The following is a 14,188-nucleotide window of genomic DNA, read 5'->3' on the forward strand; positions in this document are numbered from 1 at the left end:
ACACTACCGGCCATTCACGTTGACCGGTATCCCACTCTCCCGTCTCCCCACCCCCACGGAAGGATTCCCATGTCCAGCAATACCGGCGCCCGACCGCCGCTCCTCCTGCTGTGCGCCGCACAGTTCATGCTCGCCCTCGATTTCGCCATCGTGAACGTCGCCCTCGGCGGCATGCAGAGCGACCTCGGCTTCACCGACAGCGGACTGCAGTGGGTCGTCGGCGCCTACGCGCTGTTCTACGGCGGATTCCTGCTGCTCGGCGGCCGGGCCGGCGATGTCATCGGCCGCAAGCGGCTGTTCGTGATCGGCCTCGCCGTCTTCACTCTGGCCTCGCTGGTCGGCGGCCTCGCCAACGCGCCGTTCGTCCTGATCGCCGCCCGCGCGCTGCAGGGCCTCTCGGCCGCCGCGGTCTCCCCCGCCGTACTCGCGCTGATCGCCGCCGGATTCCCGGAGGGCAAGGAGCGGGTGAAGGCGATGGGCGTCTTCGGCGCCGTCTCCTCCGCCGGCTTCTCCGGCGGTGTGGCGGCCGGTGGCCTGCTCACCGAGTACATCAGCTGGCGCGCGGTGATGCTGGTCAACCTCCCCGTCGGCATCGTCCTGGTCGCCCTGGCAGCCAAGCGCCTCGTCGCCGACCACCACGCCACCCGCGCGACCCGGCTCGACGTGCCCGGCGCCATCCTCGTCACCTCGGCGATGTGCGCCTTCAGCTACGGACTGACCGCCGCATCCGACAAGGGCTGGGGCTCGACGCCGGTCATCGTCGCCCTGGCCGCCGGCGTCGCGCTGCTGGCCGCCTTCCTGGCCGTGCAGACCCGGGTCGGCGCACCGCTCGTGCCGCTGTCGGTCTTCCGTAACCGCAGCCTGTCCTCCGGCAACGGCATCGCCTTCCTGTCGGGCGGCGTGATGTCCGTGTCGACCTTCTTCATCACCCTGTACCTGCAGCAGGTGCTCGGCTACTCCTCGGTCAAGACCGGACTCGCCTTCTTCCCGCAGGCGTTCGTGGTCTTCATGGCGAGCGTGCCGGTGATCCGGCTTACCGAGAGGCTCGGCGCGCGGAACACCCTCACCATCGGCGGGGTGCTCCTGACGGCTGGTTCGGCACTGCTGGCCCAGGTCACGGCCGGGAGTTCCTACCTGCTGGTCGTGCTGCCCGGCGGTGTTCTGCTCGGTCTCGGCGTGACGGTCATGATGATCACCACGGCCGTCGCGGCGACCAGCGGGGTCGAGGGGCCGCAGATGGGTCTCGCCTCCGGTCTGTACAACTCCAGCCGCCAGCTGGGCGTCGGCCTCTGCCTCGCCCTCGGTGTGGCGCTCGCCGGTATGGCGCACGGCGCCGTCCGGGCCATCCCGATCGGCGGTTTCCAGGCCGCCTTCTGGTTCACCACCGCGCTCTCCGTCGCCATCATCGCCGTCTCCGTCCTCGGCCTGCGGGGTACGGCGGTGGCCCGTGCGGCGCAGCCGCAGACCGCAGCTCCGGCCAAGTCCACGGGCGGCGTCGGCGCTCCGGCCACGCCTTCGGTCGCCAAGTAGTCCACGGCGCCCCCGCACCCCTTCCGGGAGCGCCTTCCCCAAGCGGCCGGCCCCCGCCCCCCGGGGGGCCGGCCGCCCCACCGTTCGGCATACGCACGCGGAGAGGACCAGGAACGAGCCATGACTCACATACTCGTCGCAGGCGGTGGCATCGGCGGTCTCGCCACCGCACTCGGCCAGGCCCGGAGCGGGCACCGGGTGACCGTTCTGGAGAGCCGGCCCGAATTCAGCGAGATCGGGGCGGGAATCCAGCTGGCCCCCAACGCATTCCACGCCCTCGACTCCCTGGGCGTAGGTGCCGAGGTGGCCGCCCGCGCCGACTTCATCGACGAACTCCGCTTCATGGACGGCACCTCCGGGGCGCGGATCGCGGCCATGCCGCTGGACGAGGAGTACCGGGCCAGGTTCGGCAACCCGTATGCGGTGGTGCACCGGGCGGACCTGCACCGGGCGCTGTTCGAAGGCTGCCGGCGGGCCGGGGTGACGCTACTCGGGGGGCAACGGGTGACCGGCTACCGGCAGTCCGGCGGGCAGGTCACGGCGGTGACGGCCACCGGCGACCGCTTCCCGGCGCAGGTGCTCATCGGCGCCGACGGGCTGCGCTCCGCCGTGCGCGGGCAGTTGGTCGGTGACGGACCGCCACGGGTATCGGGCCACACCATCTACCGCTCCGTGATCCCGATGTCCGAGGTCCCCGAGCGGCTCAGGACCCGGGCCGTGACGCTGTGGGCGGGCCCCGGCCGGCACTTCGTGCACTATCCGATCAGCCGGGGCGCCTACCTCAACCTCGCCGCCACCCGCGACGACAACGCCCGCCAGGAGATCACCGGAGCCCCCGCCACTCGCGCCCACGTCCTGTCGGAGTTCGGGGAACTCGCCGAATCGGCACGGGAGTTGCTGGAACTGGGGCGCGACTGGCGGATCTGGGTGCTCTGCGACCGGGACCCGGTGGCGAACTGGGTGGACGGCCGGGTGGCCCTGGCCGGGGACGCCGCGCACCCGATGCTGCAGTACGCGGCCCAGGGCGCCTGCATGGCCCTGGAGGACGCGGTGGTGCTCGGCTCCCTGCTGCGCTGCGAGGCCGACGACGTACCGCGGCGGCTGAATCACTACAACGCCGTCCGCCGGGAGCGCACCGCGCGCACCACCCTCGCCGCCCGCTGGATGGGCAGCGAGCTGTACCACCCGGCCGGCGACCGGGCCGCGGCGCGCAACACGATGCTCGCCGGGTACTCCGCCGGGGACCTGCACGACATGGTGGAGTGGCTGCACGGCGCCACCGACCTGTCGCACGATGTGGCACACGCAGCCTGAGCGCGCGTCCGGCGCGCGCACGGAAACCGGAAGGCAGAAGGAAACGGATGGCTTCAACCGACGACGCCGAGGTAATCCACTTTCCCAGCGAGGAAGCCCTGGAGGCCTGGATCGAAAAACATCACCCACTACCGTCCGGAGTATGGCTGAAGATCGCCAAGAAGGGGTCCGGCATTCCGTCGGTGAATTCCACCCAAGCACTTGACGTGGCCCTCTGCTACGGCTGGATCCCGGGTCAGCGCAAATCCTTCGACAGTGAGTTCTTCCTGCAGAAGCTCACCCCCCGGCGGCCGCGGAGCGTGTGGTCGATGGTCAACATCCGCAAGGTCGAGGCCTTGGTCGCGGCCGGCCGGATGCGGGAGCCCGGACTGGCCGAGATCCGGCTCGCGCAGGCCGATGGCCGGTGGGACGCGGCCTACGAGTCACAGGCCAACGCCGAGGTGCCGGCGGATCTGACAGCTGCTCTGGACGAGCACCCGCGCGCCGCGGAACGCTTCGGGGAACTGGACCGCACGAGCAGGTACGGACTGATGCTGCCGCTGCTCAAAGCGGCCGGCGAGGAGAACCGGTCCACCCAGCTGAAGAAGATCCTGCACCAGCTGGAGAACGCCACGTCCTGAATCCTGCACCGGTCCGACAAGCCGCCGCCCTGCCTCGCGCACCGGGCGGCGGCTTCTCGTTTCCATAATATTCCGCCGCGATATCGCTTGTTCCGGCGGCAATCGGGGCCATTACTCTTCCGGGCATGACACTTCACACGCGCCAATGGGGCACCGGCGACCGGGTCGCCGTGCTCGTCCATGGAATGCTGAGCAGTTCGGAGTGCTGGTGGGAGATCGGTCCCGCACTGGCTGCCCGCGGATACCGGGTGATAGCCGTGGACCTGCCGGGTCACGGCCTCTCCCCCGCGGATCCCGAAGCCGACATGGACACCTTCGTCAGCTCGTTCCTCAAGTCCGTGCCGTCCGCACCGGCACTGGCCGTCGGGCACTCGATGGGAGCGTTCGTGCTGGCCGCCGCCGTGGAGCAGCTCGCCCCGGAACGGGTGGCGTACGTGGACACCCCGTTCGGCCCGAGCCGCGGTGACGCCGACCCGCAGATGCTCACCGCGGTGTACGACAAGGCCAAGGCGCGCCGCACCCTCGACGCCCTCGACCGGCAGGAACCCGGCTGGCAGCAGCAGGACCGTGCTGTCGAGGCACTGGCCGCCGAGCAGTTCGACGTCGCGACGTCGGTGAGCCTGTTCGTCTCCGTCGCAGGTCTCGAATTCGCGCCGCCCGCGCATGTCCCCACCCTGGTGATCCGACCCGAGCCCAGCCGGTTCGTGCCACCGGAGGCTGTCGCGTCGCTCCAGGACCGTGGCATCCCGGTCCGCTCCATCGAGGGCGCCGGCCACATCACCTGGTACGGCCGGCACGCGGCGTTCATGGCCGTCCTCGACGACTGGCTGGCGCGGCCCCTCCCGGCCGTCGCGTGATCCCCCTGGCCGCAGCGCTTCGCCCCGCCGGACGGTCCGGCGGGGCGAAGCGCGTCTCGGGACGGTGCTCAGGCGGTGGCCGGGACCTTCCCCGCGACCAGTGCGGCCATCCTCGCCACCGTTGGCTCGTCGAAGAGGTCGACGATCTCGATGTCGACGACGAAGCGCTCGCGGACCAGTTCGGTCAGCCGGGCCGCTCGCAGCGAATCCCCTCCCAGCTCGAAGAAGTTGTCGTGAACGCCGATGCCGTCGAGCTCCAGGACCTTGACCCACAGGTCGTGCAGCGGCGTCTCGAACTCCCCGGCGGGGGCCTGGTACGCGGTGTCCATCTCCGGACGCGAGGTCGGCGGCTCGGGCAGCGCCGTCCGGTCGATCTTGCCGTTGACGCTGGTCGGCAGCCCGCCGATGACATAGGCGGCCGGCACCATGAAGGAGGGCAGCCGCTGGGCCAGACCACGGCGGACGGCCCGGACCGAGACGGTGGCGTCGGTACCCGGCTCGATGTAGGCGGTCAGCTGGACGTCGCCCTGACCGTCCTGACGGGCCAGCACCGCGGCCTGGTTCACGCCCGGCAGCGTGGTGAGCACGACCTCGATCTCGCCGAGGTGGACCCGGTTCCCGCGCACCTTGATCTGGTTGTCGGTGCGGCCGACGATCTCGATGCTGCCGTCCGGCCAGTACCTGGCCAGGTCGCCGGTGCGGTACATGACGGGGTGCCGTTCCGGATCGATCGGGTTGGTGATCCACTTCTCCGCGGTGGCCTCCGGGCGGCCCAGGTAGCCGGCCGAGAGGCTGACGCCTGCGATGCACAGCTCGCCGACGAGCCCCGGCGGCAGCGGACGCAGGTCCTCGTCCAGGACGTAGATGGTGACGTTGGTGGTGGGGCGGCCGATGGGGGGCAGCCGGCGGGCCCTGCCCTGCTCGCCCAGCTGTCGGCCGAGCTCGGTGATGTCGCAGCTGGCGACGACGGTGGCCTCCGCGGAGCCGTACAGGTTGATCAGCCGGAACGGCAGGCCGGCCGGGGGCCAGGACTGGATGCGCTCGCCGCAGACCCGGATGTTCTCCAGCGGGGTGTCCTCGGGCCATTCGAGCCGCCACAGCCGCTCGGCCATCGGCTTCATCAGCAGGGCGGAGGTGATGCCCTCGCGCAGGAACCACTCCTGGAGACGGTGCTCGGAGGAGACCACCGAGACGTCGGGGATGTGCACGGTGCCGCCGCGGGCGAGCACCGGGAAGCACTCGACCTCGATCATTCCGTAGCCCGGTGCGGCCAGCCAGGTGCCCTGGGACTCGCTGGTCGTGCCGCACAGTTCGGCCATGCTGTGGATCAGGTTGCGGGCGGCGCCGAAACGGACCATGACCGCCTTGGGGGCGCCCGTGGATCCGGAGGTGTAGCAGATGTGGATCAGGTCGTCCGCGCCGACCGGCTCACTGACCTCCGTGTCCGGCTCGCTCTGCCAGTCTTCGGTGTCCAGCGCGATCACCGGCGAGAGTCCGCTGATCTTCGCCTCATGGGCGGCCAGGGTCAGCACCACCGCGGCCGAGGCGTCCTCGATCATGTAGCGGATGCGGTCCGCCGGGAAGTCGCTGTCGAGCAGGATCGCGGCACAGGCCAGCTTGAAGCAGGCCAGCTGGGCGATCAGGCTCTCCGCGCTGCGCGGGAAGCAGACCCCGATCCGGCTCCCGGGGCGCACCCCGCGCGCCGCGAGCCGGTGGGCCAGCTGGTTGGCGCGCCCGTCGAGCTCCCGGTAGGTCAGCCGGGTGCCGGGGAGGATCACGGCCACCGCGTCGGGGGTGCGCCGGGCGGTCTCGGCGACCAGCTCATGGATGAAGGCCGGGCCGACCGGGCCCTCGGTGTCGTTCCACTCCACCAGGGTGCGGTGCGTCTCCTCAGGCGTGAGCAGGGCGATGTCCCCGACCGCGGTCCCGGGGCCGGCGGCCAGCGCGATGAGGACACGCTCCAGGTGGCTCGCGTACTGATCGGCTGCGGTGTCGTCGAACTCATCGCCGTCCAGGGCCAGTTCGAAGGATTCGCCGCTGACCGAGAGGGTCAGTGCGGCAAGCGCCCGGGACGCCCGCCCGGTGCTGTCGACCCCGGCGTGCGCGGGACGCCCGGTACCGCTCCCGGCCACCGCGACGGCGCCGGCCACCGTTCGCAGGAGCTCCCCGGCGGTGGTCCGGGCCTCCACCCGTATCGCCAGTGATTCGGCGACTCCGGGCTGCTCCTGACGACTGATCAGCAAATCTGTCTCGCCCGTGTAGCGGTGCACGAGGGCGGCAAGCGCGGCCGTCGCGTACAGGGCCGGGTCTTCGGCGACGGCGGCGGGGACGGCGATGTCACGACGGCGCAGCGCACCGGAGCGTGCGCCGTCCAGGACGCGTGCCAGGGGAAGGGACGAACTCGTGGTGACAGCCACGGCATTGGTTCCTCTCTGAGATCTTCACAGGTGCTGATGAGTGGGTTGTCGATCAGGCCGGTCGGACCGGGGGCCCGGCCAGGCGTCGGGCGTCGACCGCGGCGGCGAGCTCGTCGAGCATGGCCACGGTGGTGGGCCAGTCCACGCAGGCGTCGGTGACGCTCTGTCCGTACACAAGGCCGTCGGTGCGCCCGAGTTCGAGGTTCTGGCGGCCCGGGGCGAGGAAGCTCTCGATCATGACGCCGGCGATCCCCCGCTCACCTGCGGCGATCCGCCCGGCGATGTCGGAGACGACGACCGGCTGCCGCTCGTGGTCCTTGTTGCTGTTGCCGTGGCTGGCATCGACGATCAGCTGCTGCGGCAGCCCGGCGGCAGCCAGCTCCGCCAGCGCCGCGGCGACGGGCCCGGGACCGTAGTTGGGTCCGTCCGAGCCCCCGCGGAGCACCACGTGAGTGTCCGGATTGCCCTCGGTGGCCACCACGGCCGCCCGCCCCTCCCCGTCGATGCCGGGGTACACATGGGCGTGCGAGGCGGATATGACGGCGTCCACTGCGTCCCCGACACCGCCGCCGGTGGTGTTCTTGAACCCGACCGGCATCGCTAGGCCGCTGGTGAACTGACGGTGGATCTGGCTCTGTACGGTGCGTGCCCCGATGGCACCCCAGGCGACCGCGTCGGCCAGGTAGTGCGGCACCAGCGGGTCGAGGAACTCACAGGCCACCGGCAGCCCGGTGCCGGCGATCTGGGCCATCAGTCCGCGGGCGAGGCCGAGACCGCTGGGCAGATCGTGGGAGCCGTCCAGCCGGGGGTCGCTGAGCAGACCCTTCCAGCCGACCCGGGTACGGGGCTTCTCCACGTAGACCCGCATGACCACGAGCAGCTGGTCCTGGGTCTCGGCCGCCAGCGCGGACAGCCGCTCGGCGTAGCCGAGGGCGGCATCGGGGTCGTGCACGGAGCAGGGGCCCGCGATGACGACCATCCGGTCGTCCTTGCCGGCGAGCACCCGGGCGATGTCACGGCGGGCTCTCGCCGTGGTCTTCCTGGCGAGGGCGGACAGCGGAATCTGGGTACGCAGTCCGTCCGGGGTGGGCAGCTGGTTGGGGCGGCGTGTGGCGCCGGACAGGGTGTCCGGTGCGACGTACGCGGTGCGGACAGGGCTCATGGACGTGATCCGTTTCCTTGGACGAAGGTGCGGGAGGGGTACGCGGGAGTGCGCGGCCGGGGCCGGGCGCGACCCGAGGGGCTGCCGGAGCGGCGGGACCTGCGGGCAGCCCGTCAGACGCCGTCGGCGGTGAACACCGCGGCGGAGAAGGTGAAGCCCATTCCGGTGCCGAGGACGAGAATCCGGTCGCCCGGATTCAGCAGGTCGTTGCGGAGCAGGTGGTCGAGGCCGTACATCTGGTCGCAGGGACCGAGGTGGCCGATGGTCAGGCCGAGCTCCAGCACGGTGTTGCGCGGGGTGATCCCCAGGGGACGTACGAAGCTCTCCCGGTACAGCGTCCGGCCCACGAACGGGGTCAGGAACCAGTCGATGCCGTCCTCGTCCACTCCCGCCTCGTCCAGAGCGCGGCCGACCACGGAACGGGTGCAGTCGGCGGTCCGGTCGCGCACGTCCCGCAGCGAGACCTCACCGGTGGCGAGGAATTCGCGGGTCCTGCGGCGCATGTCGGGCTGTCCCTCGGGAGCCGTGCGGAAGGGCTCGGCGCCCCGGGAGAGTCCCTCCAGGACGGTGTCGGTACGGCTCACCAGCGAGCGCAGCCGCAGGCGTCCGGTGTCCCGGGTCACCACGCCGGCCGCGGCACCGTCGCCGAAGATCATGCCGGGTGAGGTGTAGAAGCGGTCCGTGGGCGGCGCGAAGCGGTCGGACAGGGTGATCAGGGCGGACGGAACGCCGGGGCGGGCCATCAGCGCGGAGGCGGCGACGTCCAGCGCGGCCAGGGAGCCGTTCGACCAGGCGTTGACCGTGGCCGGCATGGAGTCGAGCTCAGGGCCGAGGAGCTGACCGCCGATCCAGCAGGCCGCGGGCCACAGGTCGATGCCCTGGAAGTGGCCGTGGCTGTGCAGCAGGAGGGTCTCGCCGTCGACCCGCGCACCCTTCTCCTGCGCCTCCTTGACGGCCTGCCGGCCGGCGATGACCGCCATCTCGGGCGGCGCGTCCCCGGATCGGGAGTAGCTGGTCATCCCGGTGCTCTCGGCGGCGTCGGACGAGTACTCGCCGTCGGCGACGGCCCCGGCCACCGGTTCGAGAGTGCCGAGCGTGCCTCCGGTTCCGGCGAGCCAGATGTTGTCGAAGCGCATCGGACGGTTCCTTTCCTGGGTGGGCTGCGGCAGTGCGGGGGGATCGGCATCCGGCCGGCCCGGGCCGGATCGGTGTTACCAACAAAGACGTTATGCAGGTATCGCAACCGGTACAACCGATGCCCCATAAGGGCCCGTTACCTCTCCGAGCAGGTCGGCGAGCAGCTCGCCGAGCAGCTCGGGTCCCCGCGTTGTCAGCACCGAGGCGGGGTGGAACTGCACCGACGCGAAGCCCGGCCCGCGCAGGGCGTGCACTTCGCCGTCCTGCTCGCGGAAGACCCTGACCGGACCGTCGCGGCCGGGGCAGTCGATGAGGTCGTGCGCGCTGCGGGCGGCGAAGGTGTTGTAGAACCCCACCGGTTCGCTGCGGCCGAAGCATTCGATGGTGCGCTGCACTCCCTGGGTGGGCACCGGATGCCTCCGCAGCGCCAGCCCGAGCATCATGCAGAGCACCTGATGGCTCAGACAGACGGACAGGAACGGGATGCCCCGCGCCAGGAGGTGCGAGGTGAGCCCGCGGAGCCGGGCGATCTTGGGGTCTGCCGTCCCTCCCGGGTCGCCCGGTCCGGGCCCCAGGATGACCAGGTCGTAACCGTCCGGGCAGAAATCCTCGTCGTGCCGCCGCACGTCGACGTCCAGCCCCTGCGCCCGGAGCAGATGGCGCGCCATGGCGGTGAAGGTGTCCTCGGCGTCGATCACGAGGATCCTGCGGCCCGCCAGCACCGGCAGCGGCCGGTCCCGCTCACCGGGCTCCTTGAACCAGAAGCCGGAGAGCGGCCGGTTGCGCGCGGCCAGCGCGGCGGCCACGGCCGGGTTCGCGGAGAGCGGCTCCGGCCGGCCGGCGTCCGGGCCGGTCGGGCCGCCGGCCGGGGCCCGCAGCGCCTCGATCAGACCGGCGGCCTTCGCCCGGGTCTCCGCGGCCTCGGCCGCCGGGTCGGAGTCGCGCACCAGGGTGGCGCCCACCGGGATCCGCACCCGGCCCGCCGCGTCGATCTCGGCGGTGCGGATGAGTATGGCCGAGTCCATCCGGCGGGCACCCGCCCCGTCCCGGCCGATCAGGGCCGCGACGCCCGCGTAGTGGCCCCGGCCTTCGGGCTCATGACGGCTGATCACCTCGCAGGCGCTCTCCAGCGGACCGCCGGTGACGGTCGGTGCGAGCAGCGTCTCGCGCAGGATCTCCCGTACGTCCAGCGAGCTGTGCCCCTCGATGAGGTACTCGGTGTGGGCGAGCCGGCCCATCTCCTTCAGCGCGGGCCCTGTCACCCGGCCGCCGCGGTCGCAGACCCGGCCGGTCATCTTGAGTTCCTCGTCGAGGACCATGTACAGCTCGTTGGCCTCCTTCCGGTCGGCGAGGAAGGCGAGGACCTCGTCCACCTGCGGGCCGCCGGACGGGTAGCGGTAGGTGCCGCTGATGGGGTTCATCACGATCCGGCCGGCGTCCAGGCTCACATGGCGTTCCGGCGATGCGCCCACGAAGGTGCGGTCCCCGGTATGCACGACGAAGGACCAGTAGCTGCCCGGATCGCGGCCGGCCAGCCTGCGGAAGAACGAGAGCGCGGTCTGCGCGGACCAGTCGGTGATCTGCGCCGTGAAGGAGCGCTTGATGACGAAGTTGGCCCCGGCGCCCCGGCCGATCTCCTCGGCGAGCACCCGGCGGACCCGGGCCGCGTACTCTTCGTCGTCGGCGTCGAAGGAGCCCTCGTCCATATCGATCGGCAGGTCGGGCAGTCGCTCCAGCACGTCGGCCAGCGGCAGCACCGCCTGCTCGTCCACGGCCAGCGTGAGCAGCGCCGCACCGTCGTCGGGGCAGGCGAAGCCGCGCTCGCGGATCTGCCGGTAGGGCAGCAGGGCCAGCACCTCGTGACGCCCCGCTGCCGGTCCCGGCACTCCGTCCCCGGCCGTCGCCCCGGTGAGCGGGATGTCGGCGATCAGGTCGCGCTCCTCGACCCGGCCCACCAGCAGATCGATCCGGCCGGGCCCGGTGGCGCCGGGCCGGTGCAGCAGGGCGAACGGTGGCGGGTCGTCCCCGAGCAGCTTCGCCAGAAGCGGGTGGACCGTCATGGCCGCCCCCCGTCCATGGCGGCCAGCACGTCCCGGGTGGGCAGCGTGACCGAGCAACGTGCGGCGACGTAGTCCAGCGTCTCGCGGTGGCGCCGGGCGGAGAAGTCCGCGACCGCGTCGCTGACCACGAAGGTCTGGATGTCGTTCGAGAAGGCTTCGTGCGCCGTCATCAGAATGCCCACATGGGCGTACACCCCGCAGATCACCAGCTGGTCGCGGCCGGTGCGACGCAGCAGACCGAGCAGGCCGGTGCGGCAGAAGGCGCTGGGCCGCCACTTGGTGAACACCCGGTCGCCGGGGGCCGGGGCGACCCGCTCGGGAATGGCGCGGTGCTCCTCGTCCGCGCTCATGCCGGCGCCCCAGATGTCCTTGAGCAGTCCGCGCTGCTCATCGGTCATCCCGCCGGGCTGGGCGGTGTAGACGACGGGCGCGCCGGACGCCGCGAACTGCCGGCGCAACGCTTCGGCGTGATCCATCAGATCGGTCAGCGGCTGCCGGCCGTCGTCCGCCCCGCCGTGTCCGAAAGGGGCAAGGAAGTAGTTCTGCAGATCGTGGACGAGGAGCACCGCGCGGGCGGGATCGACCGTCCACGGCGCGACGTTGCGCGGCAGCTCGTCCTCGGTCGGCATGGGATACGGGTCGATGAGCGGGATCGGCATCTTGGCTCCTGGGGTCTGATGAGGGGCTGGGCGGGCTGCGCGCCCGCCGGGGATCACGGACGGGCACCTACGCGCCGAGCGCCGCACCGCCGTCCACCACGAGGTCCTGCAGGGTGATGTGCGAGGCCTGGTCGGAGAGCAGGAAGAGGACCGCGTGGGCGATGTTCTCGGGCTGGGCGATCCGCCCGAGCGGGATTCCCAGCCGGTAGGTGGCCGGCGAGCCCTCGACGGACGGGCCGGCCGCGTCGCCGTCCGGGTACATCGAGGTGAGCATCGGCGTCTCGGTGGAACCGGGAGCGACGACGTTGCAGCGGATGCCGTGCCGAGCCGTCTCCAGGCCCAGCGTCCGGGTGAAGCTGGTCGCCGCGGCCTTCGACGCCGCGTACGCCGCCATGCTCCAGCGCGGCACACCCGCCGAGTTGGAGGCGACGGTCACCACGGCGCCGGAGCGCCGGGGCACCATCCGGCCCACGACGGCCCTGCTGACGTGGAAGACACCGGTGGCGTTGACCGCGAAGGTGAAGTCCCAGTCCTCGTCGCTGTATCCCGTCACCTCGCCGGTCCGCAGTACACCGGCCGCGTTCACCAGGTAGTCGAGCGGCCCGAGTTCGGACTCGGCGCGGTCCACCGCCGCGTCCACCTCCGCGCCGGAGCGCACATCCGCGCCGAGCGCGAGGACGGTCCCGCCGTCCGCCTCGATCTCCTTCACCAGCGGCTCCAGGGCGGCGAGGCCGGTGTCCAGCACCGCGACCCGGGCGCCGGCCCCGGCGAGCGCCCGGGCCACCGCGGCCCCTATGCCGCCCGCGGCCCCGGTCACCAGGGCCGTCCTGCCGTGCATCGGCGCGTTCTCGCGGACCGCTCCGGCGCCTGTTCCCGTGGGCTCGTTCATCGTCCGTTCCTCCATCCCGTGTGGTGTGCTGCGGCGGCCCGGCGGCGCCGGTCGACCACCTCTCCGCGACGCCGCAGCGCCGCACCGACCGCATCCGCGTCCACCCCCAGGCAGCGCACCGTGAAGGAGGACAGCGCCTCCAGGTACTCGGCCTCCAGGGCGTCCTCGTCCAGCCCGGTGGAGCGGCCGTCCTCGATCAGGACCTGTCCCGCGACGATCACGGTCTCCACGTCCATGGAGCCGCCGAGCGAGAGGAAGCCCTCCAGCGGGCGCGGATTGAGCAGATAACGCCAGTCCTCGGCGGGGACCAGCAGCAGGTCGGCCTGCTTGCCGGCCTCCAGGCTGCCGATCCGGCCGGCCTGGTCCAGGCCCCTGGCGGGCAGCCGGGTGGCCATCGCGAGGGCGTCGGTGGGCAGTACCTCGGTGGGGTCGGCGTACATCTCGTTGTAGAGCTGCCACACCGCGCGCATCGCCTCCGGCATGCCGCCGAGCGGTACGGCGGCACCGTCGGTGGACACCGAGACGTCCAGTCCGGCCCGCCGGAACTCCGGGATCACCCGGGTCTCGGAGACGGTGGACTCGCCGGCCTGGCCGTACTTGGCGGGCGAGTGGCTGATATGCGCGCCGGCCCCGATGAGCAGCGCCCGCTCGCCCGGGTCGGCGAAACCGCAGTGCACCGCCATGAAGCGGTCCGAGAGCAGTCCTGCCTCGGCGAACCGCCGTACCGGAGTGGCTCCGTAGTACGCCAGCATCACATCGGCCTCGTTGCGCAGCGCCCCCACGTGGGTGGCGAAGGGAACGTCGTACCGGGCCGCCAGATCCGCGAATCCGGCCGCGAGCTCGTCGCTCATGTTGGTGCCGTAGACCGACGTGGGCCAGGCCCTGACCAGGCCCTCCGGGTCTCCCGCGCACTCTTCGAGCAGTTCCTCGATGCGCTGGAGCTCCAGGTCGGTGTCCCGGGTGCGCCGGAAGCGGCTGTCCGCCGGGTGGCAGACGGTGTCGGCGGCCCAGGTCGAGACGGTGCAGCGCATCCCGAGGTCGCGGGCGGCCCGGGCCAGCGCCTGCGGCTTGTTGAGGGAGCCGACGTCGCCGAGGGTGGTGACGCCGGAGCGCAGCTGGGTCCACATCGAATAGCGGGCGATGGCGAGGGCCTCGTCCGGGGTCAGCCGGTCGATGTGGTCGTGGAAGGCGTCGAAGACCACGGAGATCTGTGTGACGTCGCCGCCGAGTGCCATGAACACCGGCTTGTCGTCCCGGTCCGTGGCCGAGCGCAGCGCCCCCTTGAAGGGGAAGCGCATGGCGAACATCTCGTGCCAGTGCGCGTTGACGAAGCCGGGAAGGATCATCCGGTCCCGGGCGTCGATGGTCCGCAGGTCCGCCCGGTGCCTCGGCTCGACGGCCGCCTCGACCTCGGCCGCCGGGCCGGCGGCGACGATCACCGAGTCCTCGACGAGGACCGCACCGTCGGGCACGACCCGGTCGGTGTGGTCCGCGGGGTAGAGCACACCGCCGCGGATCAGGAGGGCGCTCATCACGCCACCTC

Annotated in this window: 11 protein-coding genes; 4 read left to right on the top strand and 7 right to left on the bottom strand. The window is 71.8% G+C overall.

What is annotated here, in order from left to right; all coding sequences use genetic code 11:
- The first annotated feature begins 69 nt into the window (after positions 1-69).
- The 4 genes from ACFVW8_RS23900 (at position 70) to ACFVW8_RS23915 (ending at position 4,321) form a co-directional block, all read left to right on the top strand.
- Positions 70-1,530, top strand: a complete 1,461-nt coding sequence (locus tag ACFVW8_RS23900) for an MFS transporter (RefSeq protein ID WP_389693205.1) — start codon at positions 70-72, stop codon at positions 1,528-1,530.
- Positions 1,531-1,650: 120 nt separating this feature from the next.
- Positions 1,651-2,844, top strand: coding sequence for a 3-hydroxybenzoate 6-monooxygenase (locus ACFVW8_RS23905; protein WP_389693207.1), 1,194 nt, complete (start codon positions 1,651-1,653; stop codon positions 2,842-2,844).
- A 47-nt stretch (positions 2,845-2,891) separates the two neighbouring features.
- The gene (locus ACFVW8_RS23910) at positions 2,892-3,464 is read left to right on the top strand and encodes a YdeI family protein (RefSeq protein ID WP_389693209.1); all 573 of its coding nucleotides are present in this window, start codon (positions 2,892-2,894) and stop codon (positions 3,462-3,464) included.
- A gap of 125 nt (positions 3,465-3,589) precedes the next feature.
- Positions 3,590-4,321, top strand: a complete 732-nt coding sequence (locus ACFVW8_RS23915) for an alpha/beta fold hydrolase (RefSeq protein ID WP_389693211.1) — start codon at positions 3,590-3,592, stop codon at positions 4,319-4,321.
- A gap of 68 nt (positions 4,322-4,389) precedes the next feature.
- On the opposite strand, the gene ACFVW8_RS23920 is transcribed toward ACFVW8_RS23915, so the two are convergent.
- The 7 genes from ACFVW8_RS23920 to ACFVW8_RS23950 all read right to left on the bottom strand — a co-directional run.
- Positions 4,390-6,738 (bottom strand): amino acid adenylation domain-containing protein, encoded by a 2,349-nt coding sequence (locus ACFVW8_RS23920; RefSeq protein ID WP_389693213.1) that lies wholly within the window; start codon positions 6,736-6,738, stop codon positions 4,390-4,392.
- 52 nt (positions 6,739-6,790) lie between these two features.
- On the bottom strand, positions 6,791-7,900 hold the full coding sequence (locus ACFVW8_RS23925) for a 3-deoxy-7-phosphoheptulonate synthase (RefSeq protein ID WP_389693215.1): 1,110 nt from the start codon (positions 7,898-7,900) through the stop codon (positions 6,791-6,793).
- A 113-nt stretch (positions 7,901-8,013) separates the two neighbouring features.
- Positions 8,014-9,036 (bottom strand): ketoacyl-ACP synthase III family protein, encoded by a 1,023-nt coding sequence (locus tag ACFVW8_RS23930; RefSeq protein ID WP_389693217.1) that lies wholly within the window; start codon positions 9,034-9,036, stop codon positions 8,014-8,016.
- A gap of 90 nt (positions 9,037-9,126) precedes the next feature.
- A complete protein-coding gene (locus ACFVW8_RS23935) occupies positions 9,127-11,097 on the bottom strand; it encodes a chorismate-binding protein (protein ID WP_389693219.1) in 1,971 nt (656 codons plus the stop codon).
- Positions 11,094-11,756: an isochorismatase family protein gene (locus ACFVW8_RS23940; protein ID WP_389693221.1), complete on the bottom strand. Its 663-nt coding sequence runs from the start codon at positions 11,754-11,756 to the stop codon at positions 11,094-11,096. The genes ACFVW8_RS23935 and ACFVW8_RS23940 overlap by 4 nt, the downstream gene beginning before the upstream one ends.
- A 67-nt stretch (positions 11,757-11,823) precedes the next feature.
- Positions 11,824-12,594 carry a 2,3-dihydro-2,3-dihydroxybenzoate dehydrogenase gene (locus tag ACFVW8_RS23945; RefSeq protein WP_389693227.1) on the bottom strand — a complete coding sequence of 257 codons (771 nt, stop codon included), beginning with the start codon at positions 12,592-12,594 and terminating at the stop codon, positions 11,824-11,826.
- Positions 12,595-12,641: 47 nt separating this feature from the next.
- Positions 12,642-14,188 (bottom strand): amidohydrolase family protein (locus ACFVW8_RS23950; RefSeq protein WP_389693223.1); only part of this gene is annotated, 1,547 nt, incomplete at its 5' end.

The sequence above is a fragment of the Streptomyces sp. NPDC058221 genome (assembly GCF_042882365.1).
Lineage (GTDB): Bacteria > Actinomycetota > Actinomycetes > Streptomycetales > Streptomycetaceae > Streptomyces.

Excerpts from the sequence above, each read along its gene's own strand:
- ACFVW8_RS23910 (WP_389693209.1), top strand. The coding sequence starts at position 2,892 with ATGGCTTCAACCGACGACGCCGAGGTAATCCACTTTCCCAGCGAGGAA.
- ACFVW8_RS23915 (WP_389693211.1), top strand. The coding sequence starts at position 3,590 with ATGACACTTCACACGCGCCAATGGGGCACCGGCGACCGGGTCGCCGTG.
- ACFVW8_RS23940 (WP_389693221.1), bottom strand. The coding sequence starts at position 11,756 with ATGCCGATCCCGCTCATCGACCCGTATCCCATGCCGACCGAGGACGAG.
- ACFVW8_RS23905 (WP_389693207.1), top strand. The coding sequence starts at position 1,651 with ATGACTCACATACTCGTCGCAGGCGGTGGCATCGGCGGTCTCGCCACC.
- ACFVW8_RS23900 (WP_389693205.1), top strand. The coding sequence starts at position 70 with ATGTCCAGCAATACCGGCGCCCGACCGCCGCTCCTCCTGCTGTGCGCC.
- ACFVW8_RS23925 (WP_389693215.1), bottom strand. The coding sequence starts at position 7,900 with ATGAGCCCTGTCCGCACCGCGTACGTCGCACCGGACACCCTGTCCGGC.
- ACFVW8_RS23935 (WP_389693219.1), bottom strand. The coding sequence starts at position 11,097 with ATGACGGTCCACCCGCTTCTGGCGAAGCTGCTCGGGGACGACCCGCCA.
- ACFVW8_RS23945 (WP_389693227.1), bottom strand. The coding sequence starts at position 12,594 with ATGCACGGCAGGACGGCCCTGGTGACCGGGGCCGCGGGCGGCATAGGG.
- ACFVW8_RS23930 (WP_389693217.1), bottom strand. The coding sequence starts at position 9,036 with ATGCGCTTCGACAACATCTGGCTCGCCGGAACCGGAGGCACGCTCGGC.